Raw genomic sequence first — 18,410 nt, 5'->3', positions numbered from 1 at the left:
CCTTCCGTGAGCACCTTCAAGGCCCCCAAGGGCACCTACGACCTGCTGCCGCCCGACTCCGCCAAGTACCTCGCCGTCCGCGAGGCGATCGCCGCGCCGCTGCGCAACTCCGGCTACGGCTACGTCGAGACGCCCGGCTTCGAGAGCGTGGAGCTCTTCGCGCGCGGTGTGGGCGAGTCGACGGACATCGTGACGAAGGAGATGTACGCCTTCGAGACCAAGGGCGGCGACCAGCTGGCCCTGCGCCCCGAGGGGACCGCGTCCGTGCTGCGCGCCGCCCTCGAGGCCAACCTGCACAAGGCGGGCAACCTGCCCGTCAAGCTCTGGTACTCCGGCTCGTACTACCGCTACGAGCGCCCGCAGAAGGGCCGTTACCGCCACTTCTCGCAGGTGGGCGCCGAGGCGATCGGGGCGGAGGACCCGGCGCTGGACGCCGAGCTGATCATCCTGGCCGACCAGTCGTACCGCTCGCTGGGGCTCAGGAACTTCCGCATCCTGCTGAACTCGCTGGGCGACCAGGAGTGCCGGCCGGTCTACCGGGCCGCGCTCCAGGACTTCCTGCGCGGGCTCGACCTCGACGAGGACACGCTCCGGCGCTCGGAGATCAACCCGCTGCGCGTCCTGGACGACAAGCGCGAGTCGGTCCAGAAGCAGCTCGGGGACGCGCCGCTGCTGCGCGACTACCTCTGCGACGCCTGCAAGGCGTACCACGAGGAGGTCCGTGAGCTGATCACGGCCGCGGGCGTCGCCTTCGAGGACGACCCGAAGCTGGTCCGCGGCCTCGACTACTACACCCGGACGACCTTCGAGTTCGTCCACGACGGGCTGGGCTCGCAGTCCGCGGTGGGCGGCGGCGGCCGCTACGACGGGCTGTCGGAGATGATCGGCGGTCCCTCGCTGCCGTCCGTGGGCTGGGCCCTGGGCGTCGACCGTACGGTGCTCGCGCTGGAGGCGGAGGGGGTCGAGCTGGACCTGCCGTCCTCGACCGCCGTCTTCGCGGTGCCGCTCAGCGAGGACGCGCGGCGGCTGCTGTTCGCGAAGGTCACGGAGCTGCGCAAGCTCGGGGTCGCGGCGGACTTCTCCTTCGGGGCGAAGGGGCTCAAGAGCGCGATGAAGAACGCCAACCGGAGCGGGGCGCGCTACGCGCTCATCGCCGGCGAACGCGATCTCGCCGACGGTGTCGTCCAGCTCAAGGACATGGAGTCCGGCGAGCAGACGGCGATCGGCGTGAACGAGATCGTGGCGGAGCTGGAGTCGAGGCTGGGCTGACGGCGGGGGCGGCGAGGGGGTTTCGGCCCCCGCGCCGCCCTTGTCCGTCCCGTCGCCGGGGCAGCCGCCACGTCGCTGCCCTGGCGGACCGTCAACTCCGCGGGCACCGATTCGTCCTGACGGACGATTCCGACACCTGCGCGCCCCGCGCGGGCGCCGTGGAGGATCTCCGCGCCGACGCGGATCCCCAGGTCGGCGCTGTTCACCGCGCGTGCGCGCGCGTACGGGTTCACGCGCGCGTGCGGGTTCCTGCTTGTGGGGCGGCGGCCGGAATCGTGCGCCCCGGGACGGCCGGGCGTGCTTCCTTATGTCCACCGAACGGTGGAGACCCGGCCCGGTGCGGCACAATGGCCCTGCCCGAAGGTGGTCCAACTCTCAAGCGACGGATCGGCGTGATGAGCAAGACGACAGTCAAAGACGTCTCCACGGAGTCCGAGCCCGAGCGCGCCACCGCGTCCGCGCCCGGGTCGGTGGGCGGCAGCCGCGCGTTCGCGATCCTGCTGCTGATCACCGGCGCGGCCGGTCTGCTCGCCGCGTGGGTCATCACGATCGACAAGTTCAAGCTCCTCGAGGCCAAGGTCGACGGCAAGACCTTCGTCCCCGGGTGCAGCCTGAACCCCATCGTCTCCTGCGGCAGCGTCATGGAGTCCAAGCAGGCCGCCGCCTTCGGCTTCCCCAACCCGATGCTCGGCCTCGTCGCCTACGGCATCGTCATCGGCGTCGGCATGAGCCTGCTTGCCCGCGCCCGCTTCCCGCGCTGGTACTGGCTCACCTTCAACTTCGGCACGCTCTTCGGCGTGGCCTTCTGCACCTGGCTCCAGTTCCAGTCGCTGTACCGGATCAACGCCCTGTGCCTGTGGTGCTGCCTCGCCTGGGTCGCCACGATCATCATGTTCTGGTACGTGACCTCCTTCAACGTCCGCAACGGCTTCCTGCCGGCCCCGGGCTGGCTGAAGAGCTTCTTCGGCGAGTTCACCTGGGTCGTGCCCGTGCTGCACATCGGCATCATCGGCATGCTGATCCTGACCCGCTGGTGGGAGTTCTGGACCAGCTGACAGCGCGGGCCGCGTTGTCAGTGCGGTGATTTAGGGTTTCAGCGTGGAGCCCGACCTGTTCACCGCCGCAGCAGAAGAACGCCAGGAGAAGGACCCCGCGGGGAGTCCCCTGGCGGTCCGGATGCGCCCGCGCGTCCTCGACGAGGTCGTGGGCCAGCAGCACCTGCTGAAACCGGGTTCCCCCCTGCGCCGCCTGGTCGGCGAGGGCGCCAAGGGCCCGGCCGGCCCCTCCTCCGTGATCCTCTGGGGACCGCCCGGCACCGGCAAGACGACCCTGGCGTACGTCGTGTCGAAGGCGACGAACAAGCGGTTCGTGGAGCTGTCCGCGATCACCGCCGGCGTCAAGGAGGTCCGGGCGGTCATCGAGGGCGCCCGCCGCGCCACCGGGGGCTACGGCAAGGAGACCGTCCTCTTCCTGGACGAGATCCACCGCTTCAGCAAGGCCCAGCAGGACTCCCTCCTCCCAGCAGTCGAGAACCGCTGGGTGACGCTGATCGCCGCCACCACCGAGAACCCGTACTTCTCGGTGATCTCCCCGCTGCTCTCCCGCTCCCTCCTGCTGACGCTCGAACCCCTCACCGACGACGACCTGCGCGGTCTGCTGCGCCGGGCCCTCACCGACGACCGCGGTCTCAAGGGCGCCGTCACCCTCCCCGAGGACACCGAGGCCCATCTGCTGCGCATCGCCGGCGGTGACGCCCGCCGCGCTCTCACCGCCCTCGAGGCCGCCGCCGGAGCAGCCCTCGACCAGGACGAGAGCGAGATCACCCTCCGGACGCTGGAGCAGACGGTCGACCGCGCGGCCGTGAAGTACGACCGCGACGGCGACCAGCACTACGACGTGGCCAGCGCCCTCATCAAGTCCATCCGCGGCTCCGACGTCGACGCCGCCCTGCACTACCTGGCCCGCATGATCGAGGCGGGCGAGGACCCCCGCTTCATCGCCCGCCGGCTGATGATCTCCGCCAGCGAGGACATCGGCCTGGCCGACCCCAACGCCCTCCCCATAGCGGTCGCCGCCGCCCAGGCCGTCGCCATGATCGGCTTCCCCGAGGCCGCCCTCACCCTGAGCCACGTCACCATCGCCCTCGCCCTGGCCCCCAAGTCCAACGCCGCGACGACCGCGATCGGCGCCGCCCTGGACGACGTACGCAAGGGACTGGCCGGGCCCGTGCCGCCGCATCTGCGGGACGGGCACTACAAGGGCGCCGCCAAGCTCGGGCACGCGCAGGGGTACGTGTACCCGCACGACGTGCCGGAGGGCATCGCCGAGCAGCAGTACGCGCCGGACGCGCTCAAGGACCGCGCGTACTACACCCCCACCCGGCACGGCGCGGAGGCGCGGTACGCGGACGCCGTGGAGTGGACCAGGAAGCACCTCGGTCGCAAGCGGTCCTGAGCACCCTGTAGAATCGCCCGAAGTGCTGTGTCCCGTGCCGTCAGAGCGGGACGGTCAGCCGGAGCCCCGGCCCTCGTGGCCGGACTCCAGGAGCGTCGCGCACCGTCGAACGGTGTCGCGGGCAGCCCACCACCACCCAAGTTCCGGGAACGGTCGGTGGGCCACTCGCGTGCTGCACGTATGTGCCCAGACCAGGGGAGCGGCTGCCCACCAGGCCCACAAGCGGGCCGGGAGGGTTTCCCCGGCTGCGGATGCGACCTCCCTCAACCCTGGCAAGCCGAATCAAGGAAAGAGAAGAAGGACAGTGGCGAACCAGTCCCGCCCCAAGGTCAAGAAGTCGCGTGCCCTCGGCATCGCGCTGACCCCGAAGGCCGTCAAGTACTTCGAGGCCCGCCCCTACCCGCCGGGTGAGCACGGCCGTGGCCGCAAGCAGAACTCGGACTACAAGGTCCGTCTGCTCGAGAAGCAGCGTCTGCGCGCGCAGTACGACGTGTCCGAGCGCCAGCTCGTCCGCGCCTACGAGCGTGCCTCCAAGGTCCAGGGCAAGACCGGTGAGGCCCTGATCATCGAGCTCGAGCGCCGTCTCGACGCCCTGGTCCTGCGTTCGGGCATCGCCCGCACCATCTACCAGGCCCGTCAGATGGTCGTGCACGGCCACATCGAGGTCAACGGCCAGAAGGTCGACAAGCCGTCGTTCCGCGTCCGTCCCGACGACGTCGTGATGGTCCGCGAGCGCAGCCGCGAGAAGACCCTCTTCTCCATCGCCCGTGAGGGCGGCTTCGCCCCCGAGGGCGAGACCCCGCGCTACCTCCAGGTGAACCTCAAGGCCCTGGCGTTCCGCCTGGACCGTGAGCCGAACCGCAAGGAGATCCCGGTGATCTGCGACGAGCAGCTCGTCGTCGAGTACTACGCCCGCTGATCCTTCGGCGGCCGTAGCACCTGCGCTCCCAGGCCCGTCGTCCGTCCGCCCCTCGGGGCGGGGGGCGGCGGGTCTTCGCGTACTCCGGGGAACCCGCTGTCCACGGGCCCTAATCCGGTACGGAACGGTTGCGTCGGCGCGATAGGCTCGCCTTCAGAGAGAGGCGTTCACACAAACAGGGAGCGGGTGCGCAGTGTCCGGTGGAGAGGTGGCCGGCATCCTGGTGGCCGTCTTCTGGGCGATCCTGGTCTCCTTCCTCGCCGTCGCACTGGCGAGGCTGGCCCAGACGCTCAGGGCGACCACCAAACTGGTCGCGGACGTGACCGATCAGGCCGTTCCGCTGCTCGCCGACGCCTCCGCGACGGTGCGCTCCGCGCAGACCCAGATCGACCGGGTCGACGCGATCGCCTCCGACGTCCAGGAGGTCACGTCGAACGCCTCCGCGCTCTCGTCGACCGTCGCCTCCACCTTCGGCGGCCCCTTGGTGAAGGTCGCCGCCTTCGGCTACGGCGTCCGCCGGGCCCTCGGCGGCCGCCGGGACGACGTGCCCGCCAAGGAGCCCCGGCGTACCGTGATCGTGGGCCGCGCGGTCTCCCGGCGGGAGAAGCGGAACGCCCGTGGAAAGAGGGACTGAGACCTAGCGATGTTCCGCCGTACCTTCTGGTTCACCACCGGTGTCGCCGCCGGCGTCTGGGCCACCACCAAGGTCAACCGCAAGCTGAAGCAGCTGACCCCCGAGAGCCTCGCCGCCACCGCGGCCAACAAGGCGCTCGAGACGGGAGCGCGCCTCAAGGACCGCGCGGTGGGCTTCGCGCTCGACGTCCGCGACAACATGGCCCAGCGGGAGGCCGAACTCGAGGACGCTCTCGGCATCCACGAGGACCCCGAACTCCCCGCGCCCCGGCGGTACGCCGCCATCGAGAACCGCACCAACCCGAAGTACCTCGACACCACGACGTACTCGTACAACCGGAATGAGGACCACTGATGGAGTCGGCCGAGATTCGCCGCCGCTGGCTGAGCTTCTTCGAGGAGCGCGGGCACACCGTCGTCCCTTCGGCGTCGCTCATCGCGGACGACCCGACTCTGCTGCTCGTCCCCGCCGGCATGGTGCCCTTCAAGCCCTACTTCCTGGGTGAGGTCAAGCCGCCCTTCGCGCGCGCCACCAGTGTGCAGAAGTGCGTGCGCACGCCCGACATCGAAGAGGTCGGCAAGACCACCCGCCACGGCACGTTCTTCCAGATGTGCGGCAACTTCTCCTTCGGCGACTACTTCAAGGAAGGCGCCATCAAGCACGCCTGGGAGCTGCTCACCAGCCCCCAGGACAAGGGTGGTTACGGCCTGGAGCCGGAGAAGCTCTGGATCACCGTCTACAAGGACGACGACGAGGCTGAGCGCATCTGGCACGAGGTCGTCGGGGTGCCGAAGGAGCGCATCCAGCGCCTCGGCATGAAGGACAACTACTGGTCCATGGGCGTCCCCGGCCCCTGCGGCCCCTGCTCCGAGATCAACTACGACCGCGGCCCCGAGTTCGGCGTCGAGGGCGGCCCCGCCGTCAACGACGAGCGGTACGTGGAGATCTGGAACCTCGTCTTCATGCAGTACGAGCGCGGCGAGGGCATCGGCAAGGACAACTTCGAGATCCTCGGTGAGCTGCCGAGCAAGAACATCGACACGGGCCTCGGCCTGGAGCGCCTCGCCATGATTCTGCAGGGCGTGCAGAACATGTACGAGATCGACACCTCGATGGCCGTCATCAAGAAGGCCACCGAGCTGACCGGTGTCGAGTACGGCGACGCCCACGACTCCGACGTCTCCCTGCGCGTGGTCACCGACCACATGCGGACGTCCGTGATGCTCATCGGCGACGGCGTCACCCCGGGCAACGAGGGCCGCGGCTATGTGCTGCGCCGCATCATGCGCCGCGCCGTCCGCAACATGCGCCTGCTCGGCGCCACCGGCCCGGTCGTCAAGGCCCTCGTCGACACCGTCATCCAGATGATGGGCCAGCAGTACCCCGAGCTGGTCACCGACCGCGAGCGCATCGAGAACGTCGCCCTCGCCGAGGAGAACGCCTTCCTCAAGACGCTCAAGGCCGGCACCAACATCCTCGACACCGCCATCACCGAGACCAAGGCCTCCGGCGGCGCGGTCCTCGCCGGCGACAAGGCCTTCCTGCTCCACGACACCTGGGGCTTCCCGATCGACCTCACCCTGGAGATGGCCGCCGAGCAGGGGCTGTCCGTGGACGAGGACGGCTTCCGCCGCCTGATGAAGGAGCAGCGGGACAAGGCCAAGGCCGACGCCCAGGCCAAGAAGACCGGCCACGCCGGCGCCGGTGCCTACCGTGAGATCGCCGACAAGGCCGGTGAGACCGACTTCATCGGCTACGCGGACACCGAGGGCGAGACCACCGTCGTCGGCATCCTCGTCGACGGCGTCTCCTCCCCGGCCGCCAGCGAGGGCGACGAGGTCGAGATCGTCCTGGACCGCACCCCGTTCTACGCCGAGGGCGGCGGCCAGATCGGCGACACCGGCCGGATCAAGGTCGACACGGGTGCCGTCATCGAGATCCGCGACACCCAGAAGCCGGTCCCGGGCGTCTACGTCCACAAGGGCGTCGTCCAGGTCGGCGAGGTGACCGTCGGCGCCAAGGCCCACGCCTCGATCGACCACCGCCGCCGTACGGCCATCGCCCGCGCCCACTCGGCCACCCACCTCACCCACCAGGCCCTGCGCGACGCGCTCGGCCCGACGGCCGCCCAGGCCGGTTCCGAGAACCAGCCCGGCCGCTTCCGCTTCGACTTCGGCTCCCCGTCCGCCGTTCCGACGGCCGTGATGACCGACGTCGAGCAGAAGATCAACGAGGTGCTCGCCCGCGACCTCGACGTGCGCGCCGAGGTCATGGGCATCGACGAGGCCAAGAAGCAGGGCGCCATCGCCGAGTTCGGCGAGAAGTACGGCGAGCGCGTCCGCGTGGTGACCATCGGCGACTTCTCCAAGGAGCTGTGCGGCGGCACGCACGTGCACAACACCGCCCAGCTGGGCCTGGTGAAGCTGCTCGGCGAGTCGTCGATCGGCTCCGGTGTGCGCCGTATCGAGGCCCTCGTCGGCGTCGACGCCTACAACTTCCTCGCCCGGGAGCACACGGTCGTCGCCCAGCTCCAGGAGCTGATCAAGGGCCGCCCGGAGGAGCTTCCGGAGAAGGTCTCCGCCATGCTCGGCAAGCTGAAGGACGCCGAGAAGGAGATCGAGAAGTTCCGCGCCGAGAAGGTCCTCCAGGCCGCCGCCGGCCTCGTGGAGTCCGCCAAGGACGTCCGCGGGATCGCCGTCGTCACCGGCCGGGTCCCGGACGGCACGACCCCCGACGACCTGCGCAGGCTGGTTCTCGACGTGCGCGGCCGCATCCAGGGCGGCCGGGCCGCCGTGGTCGCCCTGTTCACGGTCAACAACGGCAAGCCGCTCACGGTCATCGCCACCAACGAGGCCGCCCGTGAGCGCGGCCTGAAGGCCGGCGAGCTGGTCCGTACGGCCGCCAAGACCCTCGGCGGCGGCGGTGGCGGCAAGCCGGACGTCGCCCAGGGCGGCGGCCAGAACCCGGCCGCCGTCGGCGAGGCCGTCGACGCTGTCGAGCGGCTCGTGGCCGAGACGGCCAAGTGAGCCAGTCCATGCGCAAGGGCCGTCGCCTCGCGATCGACGTCGGGGACGCCCGGATCGGGGTCGCCTCGTGCGACCCCGACGGGATCCTCGCCACTCCGGTGGAGACGGTCCCCGGCCGGGACGTCCCGGCGGCCCACCGCCGGCTGCGGCAACTCGTCGAGGAGTACGAGCCGATCGAGGTCGTCGTCGGTCTCCCTCGCTCCCTCAAGGGGGGCGAGGGCCCCGCCGCGGCCAAGGTGCGCGGTTTCGCCCAGGAGCTGGCCAAGGGCATCGCACCCGTGCCCGTACGGCTGGTGGACGAGCGGATGACGACCGTGACGGCCAGTCAGGGACTGCGGGCCTCGGGCGTGAAGTCCAAGAAGGGCCGTGCGGTCATCGACCAGGCAGCCGCTGTGATCATCCTTCAGCAGGCCCTGGAATCCGAACGAGTGTCAGGTAAAGCACCGGGCGAGGGCGTCGAAGTGGTCATCTGATCGCGATACGGTAACGTTCCGCGCGATGCGGTGGTGTTCGAACAGTCACCGCACAGAGAGAGGCGGAACGGTGACCGGCCCGTGCAGGCCGCATGATCGCCGCCTCGCGGCTCTAGGGGATCGATGACTGAGTATGGCCGGGGCCCAGGCTCCGAACCGTGGCATCCGGAGGACCCGTTGTACGGGGACGGCGGATGGGAAGGGCAGCAGGCCCCCACGGGGCAACAGCCTGCCTACGGCGGCCAGCCGCAGCACCACCACTACCCGCAACACCCGCAGCAGCAGCCGCAGCAGCCGAACTACGGCGACTGGGGCCAGGGACAGGCGCAGCAGTACGACCAGCAGCAGTACGGCGAGCAGCAGTACCCGCAGTCCTACGATCAGCAGCAGTACGCCCATCAGGGCCAGCAGCAGGGTCAGCAACAGGGCTATCACGAGGGGTACCACGAGGGCGGCTGGGACGGCACCGGGACGCACGCACACGTGCCGTACGCCGCCGACCCGGGTGATCCGTACGGCCAGCAGGCCGCCGCGTACGGCGCCGAGCAGCCCGACTTCTACGGCACCCCGGACGCCTACCCGCCGCCGGAGCCGCCCGCCCGCCGCCATCCCGAAGCGGCGCCGGAGCCTGAGGTGGAGCCCGAGCAGAAGCCCGACTGGGACCCGGGCCCCGAAGAGCAGGACGAGCACCCCTTTTTCGCGGGCGGCGGAGCCGACGAGGACGACGAGGCGGACGGGCGCGGTGCCCGCGGCGACCGGCGGGGCCGTGGCGGCAAGGGCGCCAAGGGCGGCAAAGGCCCCCAGGGCAAGAAGAGCCGCAACGGCTGCGCCTGCCTGGTCGTCGCACTGGTGTTCGTCGGCGGTCTGGGCGGGGTCGCGTACTTCGGCTACAGCTACTACCAGAATCGTTACGGCGCGGCTCCGGACTACGCGGGCGACGGCACCGGGCAGAGCGTGAGCGTGCAGGTGCCCGAGGGGTCGGGCGGCGCTGTGATCGGCCGGCTGCTGAAGGAAGCCGGTGTCGTGAAGAGCGTCGACGCCTTCGTGTCCGCGTTCACGAGCAATCCCGAGGGCGACAGAATTCAGGCGGGCGCGTACATCCTGGAAAAGGGAATGTCCGCAGAAAGCGCTGTCGAGATGATGCTCGACCCGACCAGCCAGGCGAATGTGATGGTCACCCCCGGCCTGCGCAACATCCAGGTCTACAAGGTCATCGACGAGAAACTCGAGCTTGCCGACGGGACCACGCGGAAGGTCGCGGAAAAGAGTTACGAGGAACTCGGGCTGCCCGACTGGGCGAACGACGACGAGGACATCAAGGACCCGCTGGAGGGCTTCCTCTTCCCGGGTACCTACGCCGCGGCCAAGGGCATGAAGCCCGAGGCGGTCCTGAAGTCGATGGTCGCCGAGGCCAACGAGGTGTACGAGAAGTACGACCTCGCGGACAAGGCCGAGGCGCTCAAGCTCGACGGGCCGCTCCAGGTCGTCACGGTCGCCAGCCTGGTCCAGGCCGAGGGCAAGACGCACGACGACTACCGCAAGATGGCGGAGGTCGTCTACAACCGGCTCAAGCCCACGAACACCGAGACCAACCAGTTGCTCCAGTTCGACTCGACCTTCAACTACCTGAAGAACGAGAGCAACATCAACATCAGCGAGTCCGAGATCAACAGCAACAAGGACCCGTACAACACCTACACCAACAAGGGCCTGCCGCCCGGTCCGATCGGAAATCCCGGCGAGGACGCGCTGAAGGCCACGCTGAAACCCACCAGCAGCGGCTGGATCTATTTCGTGGCGACCGACGGTAAGAGCAACACCGAATTCGCCAAGACCTACGCCGAATTCCAGAGGCTCAAGGACAAGTTCGATGCCAGCACCGGCAACTGACGGCCGCCGGGCCGCCGTCCTCGGCAGCCCGATCGCCCACTCGCTCTCTCCGGCGCTGCACCGCGCCGCGTACGAGGCGCTGGAGCTGACCGGCTGGACCTACGACCGCTTCGAGGTCGACGAGGCGGCCCTGCCCGCCTTCGTCGAGAAGCTCGGCCCCGAGTGGGCCGGGCTCTCGCTGACCATGCCGCTCAAGCGCGCCGTCATCCCGCTGCTCGACGAGATCAGCGAGACGGCGGCCGCCGTGGACGCGGTCAACACCCTCGTCTTCGGCGCGGACGGCCGTCGCGTCGGCGACAACACCGACATCCCCGGCATGGTCGCCGCCCTGCGCGAGCACGGCGTCGAGCAGGTCGACTCGGCCGCGATCCTCGGCGCCGGCGCCACCGCCTCCTCGGCGCTGGCCGCGCTGGCCCGGGTCTGCACCGGCGAGATCGTCGCGTACGTGCGCAGCGAGGCCCGCGCCGCCGAGATGCGGCAGTGGGGCGAGCGCCTGCAGGTCGAGGTGCGGATCGCCGACTGGGCGGACGCGGCCCGGGCCCTGCGGTTCCCGCTGGTCGTCGCGACCACCCCGGCAGGGACGACCGACGCCCTCGCCACCGCCGTACCGGAGCGGCCCGCCACCCTCTTCGACGTGCTCTACGACCCCTGGCCCACCGAACTGGCCGCCCGCTGGTCCATGTTCGGCGGGGCCGTCGTCAGCGGGCTCGACCTGCTCGTGCACCAGGCGGTGCTCCAGGTGGAGCAGATGACCGGCCTGGCCCCGGCGCCCGTGGAGGCCATGCGCAAGGCGGGCGAGCACGCCCTCGCCGCACGCCGCGGTCCCCAGCCGTGACGCTGGCGGAGGGCGGCAAGGGTGCGATCGTCGGGGCCGTCGTCAAGCTGCTCCCGGAGTGGCTCCAGTACACGCTGCTCGGGCTGGTCCTGCTGGCCGTCGTCGGGTCCTGGGCCCTGGCCCTGAGGCGCCGGGCCGCCGGCCGGAGGGCGGGCGACCCGGGCGCGGGGCAGCCGCAGGCGTCGGACGGGCGCAGCGGCGCCGACTTCCTCGGGGTCGGCGCGCCAGGGCGGGCGCCGGACCGCCCGGAGTGAGCCGTACCCCTCCCGGCGCGCGAGCCCGGTGCCGCCCGGAGCGACTCGCGACCTGACATCCTCGCGTCCGCTGGGTGGACCGGCACCGGTCCGGGGCCCGGGACGTGGGAGGATCGGAGACGGCGGACCGGGGCCGCGCACCCGGTCGACGCCGAGCCGTACGCGAGGACACGCGTGCGCAGGGCAGTACCGGGGCGCGAGACTGAGGAGCATCGTTGAGCAGGCTGCGTTGGCTGACCGCGGGGGAGTCCCACGGTCCCGCACTTGTCGCGACGCTGGAGGGCCTTCCCGCCGGCGTGCCGATCACCACGGAGATGGTGGCCGACCATCTCGCGCGGCGTCGGCTCGGCTATGGACGCGGCGCGCGGATGAAGTTCGAGCGCGACGAGGTCACCTTCCTCGGCGGCGTCCGGCACGGACTCACCATGGGCTCGCCGGTCGCGGTCATGGTCGGCAACACCGAGTGGCCCAAGTGGGAACAGGTCATGGCGGCCGACCCGGTCGACCCGGAGATCCTCGCGGGCCTCGCCCGCAACGCGCCCCTGACCCGCCCCCGCCCCGGCCACGCCGACCTGGCCGGTATGCAGAAGTACGGTTTCGACGAGGCCCGCCCGATCCTGGAGCGCGCCTCCGCCCGCGAGACGGCGGCCCGGGTCGCCCTCGGCGCGGTCGCCCGGTCGTACCTGAAGGAGACGGCCGGCATCGAGATCGTCTCCCACGTGATCGAGCTCGCCGCCGCCAAGGCGCCCTACGGCGTCTACCCGACCCCCGCCGACGTCGAGAAGCTCGACGCCGACCCGGTGCGCTGCCTGGACGCGGACGCGTCGAAGGCGATGGTCGCGGAGATCGACCAGGCCCACAAGGACGGCGACACCCTCGGCGGCGTCGTCGAGGTGCTGGCGTACGACGTGCCGGTGGGCCTCGGCTCGCACGTGCACTGGGACCGCCGGCTGGACGCCCGGCTCGCCGCCGCCCTCATGGGCATCCAGGCCATCAAGGGCGTCGAGGTCGGCGACGGCTTCGACCTCGCGCGCGTGCCGGGTTCGAAGGCCCATGACGAGATCCTCACCACGCCCGAGGGCATCCGGCGTTCCTCCGGCCGCTCCGGCGGCACCGAGGGCGGCCTGAGCACCGGTGAGCTGCTGCGCGTGCGCGCCGCCATGAAGCCGATCGCGACCGTGCCGCGCGCCCTGCAGACGGTGGACGTCGCCACCGGCGAGGCCGCCCAGGCGCACCACCAGCGCTCCGACGTCTGCGCGGTGCCGGCCGCCGGCATCGTCGCCGAGGCCATGGTGGCGCTGGTGCTCGCGGACGCGGTGGCCGAGAAGTTCGGCGGCGACAGCGTGCCCGAGACCCGTCGCAACGTCCGGTCGTACCTCGACAACCTGCACATCCGATGAGCGGGCCGCTGGTCGTCCTCGTCGGGCCCATGGGCGTCGGCAAGTCCACCGTCGGGCAGCTGCTGGCCGAGCGGCTCGGCGTCGGCTACCGGGACACCGACGACGACATCGTCGCCGGACAGGGCCGCAGCATCGCGGAGATCTTCGTCGACGAGGGCGAGGAGACCTTCCGCGCCATCGAGAAGCGGGCCGTGCTCCGGGCGCTCGACGAGCACACGGGCATCCTCTCGCTCGGCGGCGGCTCGGTCCTGGACGCGGACACCCGCGCCCTGCTGGCCGGGCAGCGGGTGCTCTACCTGTCGATGGACGTCGAGGAGGCCGTCAAGCGCACCGGCCTCAACGCGGCCCGCCCGCTGCTCGCGGTCAACCCGCGCAAGCAGTGGCGCGAGCTGATGGAGGCCCGCCGCCACCTGTACGAGGGCGTCGCCACGGCGGTGGTGGCCACCGACGGCCGCACGGCCGAAGAGGTCGCCCAAGTCGCCCTGGACGCACTGGAGTTGAAGGACGCATGAGCAGCGAGTCGGTAACACGGATCAGGGTCGGCGGCAGCGCGGGCTCCGATCCGTACGAGGTCCTGGTCGGCCGTCAGCTCCTCGGTGAACTCGGCGGACTGATCGGCGACCGGGTCAAGCGCGTCGCCGTGATCCACCCCGAGGCGCTCGCCGAGACCGGTGACGCGCTCCGCGCCGACCTGGCCGGGCAGGGCTACGAGGCCGTCGCCATCCAGGTGCCCAACGCGGAGGAGGCCAAGACCGCCGAGGTCGCCGCCTACTGCTGGAAGGCGCTCGGCCAGTCCGGTTTCACCCGCACCGACGTCGTGGTGGGCGTCGGCGGCGGCGCCACCACCGACCTCGCCGGGTTCGTGGCCGCCACCTGGCTGCGCGGGGTGCGCTGGATCGCCGTCCCGACCACCGTGCTCGCCATGGTGGACGCGGCCGTCGGCGGCAAGACCGGCATCAACACCGCCGAGGGCAAGAACCTCGTCGGCGCCTTCCACCCGCCGACCGGCGTCCTGTGCGACCTGGCCGCGCTGGATTCCCTCCCGGTCAACGACTACGTCTCCGGGCTCGCCGAGATCATCAAGGCCGGTTTCATCGCCGACCCGGCGATCCTCGACCTCATCGAGTCCGACCCCGAGGCCGCCCGCACCCCGGCCGGTCCGCACACCGCCGAGCTGATCGAGCGCTCCATCAAGGTCAAGGCGGACGTCGTCTCCTCCGACCTCAAGGAGTCCGGCCTGCGGGAGATCCTCAACTACGGGCACACCCTCGCGCACGCCATCGAGAAGAACGAGCGCTACAAGTGGCGGCACGGCGCGGCGGTCTCCGTCGGCATGCACTTCGCCGCCGAACTGGGCCGCCTCGCGGGCCGCCTCGACGACGCCACGGCCGACCGCCACCGCACGGTCCTGGAGTCGGTGGGCCTGCCGCTGTACTACCGCCACGACCAGTGGCCCAAGCTGCTGGAGACCATGAAGGTCGACAAGAAGTCCCGCGGGGACCTGCTGCGGTTCATCGTGCTCGACGGGCTGGCCAAGCCGACCGTCCTGGAAGGCCCCGACCCGGCGGTGCTGCTCGCCGCGTACGGCGAAGTGGGCCAGTAAGTCCCCCGGGTTCCCTTCCGCCCGATTCGCTTTCCACACCGGGCACTTCGGACCGCCCCCGGCCGTTCACCAAACGACGGCCGGGGGCGGTACCGTTCAGAATCGAAAACGGGGGCACACGCTCCCGTCGTCAGCGCCCATCGCCTGTACGAGACGGAGTGGCACCGGATGCAGCACGCAGTGGGTTCTCCGCTGCCGCCGCCCCACCAGCCGGGGCACGGTCCGGCCGCCGGCTGGTCGCCGGCCGCACACCATCCGGGCCCGCACCGGCCCGGCGGCGCCCCGCCGCACCAGCCGGGCTACGTCGGCGCCCCCGCCGGGCCGGTCCCGCCCGCGCCGCAGCCCCCGGTTCCCCCCGTGCCGCCCCCTCCGGCTCCGCAGCACGCGCCCGCGCCCGTCCCGCCCGGCAGCGAGGTCACCGGCCATGTCCCGCTGCCGCCCGGCGGCCCCGTCGCCATGCCCAGCGCCCCGCCCACCGCCACCGCCCCCGACCCGGGGGCCACGACCCTCGCGGTGCTGCTCATCGGCCCCGCGGGCGCCGGGAAGACCAGCGTCGCCAAGTTCTGGGCCGACCACCGCCGGGTGCCCACCGCGCACATCAGCCTCGACGACGTCCGCGAATGGGTCCGCTCCGGCTTCGCCGACCCGCAGCGCGGGTGGAACGACCACTCCGAGGCCCAGTACCGGCTGGCCCGCCGCACCTGCGGCTTCGCCGCGCGCAACTTCCTGGCCAACGGCATCTCGTGCATCCTCGACGACGCGATCTTCCCGGACCGCCCGGCCGTCGGCCTCGGCGGCTGGAAGCGCCACGTCGGCCCCGGCCTGCTCCCGGTCGTCCTCCTCCCCGGACTGGAGGTCGTCCTGGAGCGCAACGCCGAACGCTCCGGCAACCGCCGCCTCACCGACGAGGAGGTCGCCCGCATCCACGGCCGGATGGCGGGGTGGTACGGCTCGGGCCTGCCGATCATCGACAACTCCGCGCTGGACGTCCCGACCACGGCGCGGGTGCTGGACGAGGTGCTGGCGAGGGCGATCGCGAGCCCGCCGAAGTGGTGACCGAGGCCGAAGGGTGGCCGGAAGCGGTGGGGGACACCCCCTAGAGACCCCCTAGAGACTCCCTAGAGGCCCCCGAGAGGCCCTCTAGAGGTCCCCTGGACACCGGCAACAGCCCCAGTCGGCCCTCCCGACCGGCACAATCCGGCCACCGCTCCTACGCTCGACTCATGTCAGACCTGTACGCGTCCCGCCGAACCCGCCTACGGGAACGCTGCACCGCGGCCGGCAACGCGGCAGCGCTCGTCTCCAGTCCGGCCAATGTGAGGTACCTCGCGGGCGCCGCCCCGCGTGGTGCCGTCCTGCTCCTGGGCAGACCGGAGGACGTCCTCGTCTGCCCGGACCCGATCGACGACCGCCCCGGTGCGGAGCGGCCGGACGACACCCTCCGCGTCCACACCCTGGCCCGCGCCGGCGGTGATCCGGCCGTCGCGGCGGCCGACCTCCTCACGGCCGGGACCGGCGGCGACTCCCTCGCCGTCGAGGAACACCACCTCACCGTCGCCCGCCACCGCGAACTCCGCTCGGTCGCCCCCCGGCTGCGCCTGGCCGACCTGGGCACCGCCGTCGAGCAGCTCAGGGTCGTCAAGGACGAGGAGGAGATCTCCTGCCTCCGCATCGGCGCCGAGATCGCCGACCAGGCCCTCGGCGAGCTGCTGGAGTCCATCCTGGTGGGCCGTACCGAGCGCCATCTCGCCCTCGAACTGGAGCGGCGGCTCGTCGACCACGGCGCCGACGGCCCCGCCTTCCCCACCTCCGTCGCCACCGGCCCGAACTCCGGCCGGCGCGGACACCGGCCCACGGACCGGCGGGTTGAGGAGGGCGATTTCCTGTCCGTGTGCCTGGGCGCGACCTATCGCGGCTACCGGTGCGAGATCGGCCGTACCTTCGTCATCGGCACGTCCCCCGCCGACTGGCAGATCGAGTTGTACGACCTCGTCTTCGCCGCCCAGCGGGCCGGACGGGAGAGCCTGGTACCCGGCGCCGCCTACCGTGACGTGGACCGCGCGGCCCGCCAGGTACTGGACTGCGCCGGGTACCACGAAGGCCTTCCGGCGCTCATCGGGCACGGGGTCGGACTCGAAATCGACGAGGACCCGCAGCTCGCTCCCGCGGCCATGGGTAAACTGGACGCTTGCGTGCCGGTCACCGTCGAACCGGGGGTCCACCTCCCGGGCCGGGGCGGTGTCCGGATCGATGACACGCTCGTCGTACGCCCCGAGGCGGACGGCGGACCCGAGCTACTCACCATCACGACCAAGGAGCTGCTCGCACTCTAGGCAAGGTGCGTGCCCCCGTGGTCGTCCACGTCAGTCCAGGAGATTCCGCAACCGTGGCTTCCACGAACGACCTCAAGAACGGCCTGGTGCTCAAGCTCGAAGGCGGCCAGCTCTGGTCCGTCGTCGAGTTCCAGCACGTCAAGCCCGGCAAGGGCCCGGCCTTCGTGCGCACCAAGCTCAAGAACGTGCTGTCCGGCAAGGTGGTCGACAAGACCTTCAACGCCGGCGTCAAGGTCGAGACGGCCACTGTCGACAAGCGCGACATGCAGTTCTCGTACATGGACGGCGAGTACTTCGTCTTCATGGACATGGACACGTACGACCAGCTGATGATCGACCGCAAGACGGTCGGCGACGCGGCCAACTTCCTCATCGAGGGCTTCACGGCCACCGTCGCGCAGCACGAGGGCGAGGTGCTCTTCGTCGAGCTGCCGGCCGCCGTCGAGCTCGTCATCCAGGAGACCGAGCCGGGCCTGCAGGGCGACCGCTCCACCGGTGGCACCAAGCCCGCCACCCTGGAGACCGGTCACCAGATCCAGGTCCCGCTCTTCATCACCACCGGTGAGAAGATCAAGGTCGACACCCGCACCAGCGACTACCTCGGCCGGGTGAACAGCTAACCGTGGCTGCTCGCAACACGGCCCGCAAGCGCGCCTTCCAGATCCTCTTCGAGGGCGACCAGCGTGGAGCCGATGTCCTGACGGTCCTCGCGGACTGGATCCGGCTCTCCCGGGCCGACACCCGGCAGCCGCCGGTGAGCGAGTACACGATGCAGCTGGTCGAGGGCTACGCGGGACACGCGCGGCGCATCGACGAGCTGATCGCCCAGTACTCCGTCGGCTGGACGCTCGACCGGATGCCGGTCGTCGACCGCAACATCCTGCGTCTGGGCGCCTACGAGCTGATCTGGGTCGACGAGACCCCGGACGCGGTCGTCCTCGACGAGATGGTGCAGCTGGCGAAGGAGTTCTCCACGGACGAGTCGCCCTCGTTCGTCAACGGCCTGCTCGGCCGGTTGAAGGAGCTCAAGCCGTCGCTGCGCCGGGACGAGGCGTAGGCGGTACCAAGCGGTACGACGGCCGGAGGGCCCGCAGCGGTGACGCTGCGGGCCCTCCGGCCGTTCCCGTGCCCCCGGGGCGCTGCCGGGGCCCCGGACATGCCCCAGGCCCTCGGCACACCGCCAGGCCCGCAGAACGCCGCCGGGGGGGGGGGGGGGGGGGGGGGGGGGGGTGCGCCCTGGCGCAATCGACGTGCGCCTGGAGTCCGTCCGGCTTCTTCCCCTTTTCGTCGACGGCCATCCCGCGCGGCTGGTCGCAAAAC

The 18,410-nt window shown here is 71.1% G+C and carries 18 protein-coding genes; all 18 read left to right on the top strand.

All coding sequences use genetic code 11. The features are described 5' to 3' along the window. Nucleotides 1-6: 6 nt before the first annotated feature. Entirely contained in the window at nt 7-1,269 is a 1,263-nt protein-coding gene (gene hisS / locus ACZ6D7_RS19240) for a histidine--tRNA ligase (protein WP_469491790.1), read from the top strand. A gap of 395 nt (nt 1,270-1,664) precedes the next feature. Beyond that, entirely contained in the window at nt 1,665-2,324 is a 660-nt protein-coding gene (locus ACZ6D7_RS19235; RefSeq protein WP_469491788.1) for a vitamin K epoxide reductase family protein, read from the top strand. Nucleotides 2,325-2,367: 43 nt separating this feature from the next. Further along, nucleotides 2,368-3,723 (top strand): replication-associated recombination protein A, encoded by a 1,356-nt coding sequence (locus tag ACZ6D7_RS19230; protein WP_469491786.1) that lies wholly within the window; start codon nt 2,368-2,370, stop codon nt 3,721-3,723. Nucleotides 3,724-4,027: 304 nt separating this feature from the next. Further along, nucleotides 4,028-4,642, top strand: a complete 615-nt coding sequence (gene rpsD / locus ACZ6D7_RS19225) for a 30S ribosomal protein S4 (RefSeq protein WP_015661793.1) — start codon at nt 4,028-4,030, stop codon at nt 4,640-4,642. A gap of 193 nt (nt 4,643-4,835) precedes the next feature. Further along, the gene (locus tag ACZ6D7_RS19220; RefSeq protein WP_469491784.1) at nt 4,836-5,276 is read left to right on the top strand and encodes a DUF948 domain-containing protein; all 441 of its coding nucleotides are present in this window, start codon (nt 4,836-4,838) and stop codon (nt 5,274-5,276) included. A 9-nt stretch (nt 5,277-5,285) separates the two neighbouring features. Then, nucleotides 5,286-5,630, top strand: coding sequence for a hypothetical protein (locus ACZ6D7_RS19215; protein ID WP_469491782.1), 345 nt, complete (start codon nt 5,286-5,288; stop codon nt 5,628-5,630). Further along, nucleotides 5,630-8,302: an alanine--tRNA ligase gene (gene alaS, locus ACZ6D7_RS19210; RefSeq protein ID WP_469491780.1), complete on the top strand. Its 2,673-nt coding sequence runs from the start codon at nt 5,630-5,632 to the stop codon at nt 8,300-8,302. The genes ACZ6D7_RS19215 and alaS overlap by 1 nt, the downstream gene beginning before the upstream one ends. A gap of 8 nt (nt 8,303-8,310) precedes the next feature. Further along, complete coding sequence (ruvX, locus tag ACZ6D7_RS19205; protein WP_469491778.1) at nt 8,311-8,775, top strand: Holliday junction resolvase RuvX; 465 nt, start codon at nt 8,311-8,313, stop codon at nt 8,773-8,775. Between the two features lie 123 nt (nt 8,776-8,898). Beyond that, nucleotides 8,899-10,665 (top strand): endolytic transglycosylase MltG, encoded by a 1,767-nt coding sequence (gene mltG / locus ACZ6D7_RS19200; RefSeq protein WP_469491776.1) that lies wholly within the window; start codon nt 8,899-8,901, stop codon nt 10,663-10,665. Further along, on the top strand, nt 10,646-11,500 hold the full coding sequence (locus ACZ6D7_RS19195; protein WP_469491774.1) for a shikimate dehydrogenase: 855 nt from the start codon (nt 10,646-10,648) through the stop codon (nt 11,498-11,500). The genes mltG and ACZ6D7_RS19195 overlap by 20 nt, the downstream gene beginning before the upstream one ends. Then, entirely contained in the window at nt 11,497-11,754 is a 258-nt protein-coding gene (locus ACZ6D7_RS19190) for a hypothetical protein (protein ID WP_469491772.1), read from the top strand. The genes ACZ6D7_RS19195 and ACZ6D7_RS19190 overlap by 4 nt, the downstream gene beginning before the upstream one ends. 215 nt (nt 11,755-11,969) lie before the next feature. Beyond that, entirely contained in the window at nt 11,970-13,154 is a 1,185-nt protein-coding gene (gene aroC / locus ACZ6D7_RS19185) for a chorismate synthase (protein ID WP_469491770.1), read from the top strand. Then, nucleotides 13,151-13,666: a shikimate kinase gene (locus tag ACZ6D7_RS19180; protein ID WP_469491768.1), complete on the top strand. Its 516-nt coding sequence runs from the start codon at nt 13,151-13,153 to the stop codon at nt 13,664-13,666. The genes aroC and ACZ6D7_RS19180 overlap by 4 nt, the downstream gene beginning before the upstream one ends. Then, nucleotides 13,663-14,757: a 3-dehydroquinate synthase gene (gene aroB, locus ACZ6D7_RS19175; RefSeq protein WP_469491766.1), complete on the top strand. Its 1,095-nt coding sequence runs from the start codon at nt 13,663-13,665 to the stop codon at nt 14,755-14,757. Before ACZ6D7_RS19180 ends, aroB begins: the two co-directional genes overlap by 4 nt. A 168-nt stretch (nt 14,758-14,925) precedes the next feature. Next, a complete protein-coding gene (locus ACZ6D7_RS19170; RefSeq protein ID WP_469491764.1) occupies nt 14,926-15,813 on the top strand; it encodes a Pro-rich N-terminal domain-containing protein in 888 nt (295 codons plus the stop codon). 167 nt (nt 15,814-15,980) lie between these two features. Further along, nucleotides 15,981-17,090 (top strand): aminopeptidase P family protein, encoded by a 1,110-nt coding sequence (locus ACZ6D7_RS19165; RefSeq protein ID WP_469491763.1) that lies wholly within the window; start codon nt 15,981-15,983, stop codon nt 17,088-17,090. A gap of 53 nt (nt 17,091-17,143) precedes the next feature. Further along, nucleotides 17,144-17,710, top strand: coding sequence for an elongation factor P (gene efp, locus ACZ6D7_RS19160; protein WP_469491761.1), 567 nt, complete (start codon nt 17,144-17,146; stop codon nt 17,708-17,710). Nucleotides 17,711-17,712: 2 nt separating this feature from the next. Then, nucleotides 17,713-18,147 carry a transcription antitermination factor NusB gene (nusB, locus tag ACZ6D7_RS19155; protein WP_469491759.1) on the top strand — a complete coding sequence of 145 codons (435 nt, stop codon included), beginning with the start codon at nt 17,713-17,715 and terminating at the stop codon, nt 18,145-18,147. Nucleotides 18,148-18,410 lie beyond the last annotated feature (263 nt).

The sequence above is a fragment of the Streptomyces sp. NPDC041784 genome (assembly GCF_055591025.1).
The sequence above is the reverse complement of the archived record's forward strand: the minus strand, read 5'-3'. Positions and strand labels throughout refer to the sequence as shown.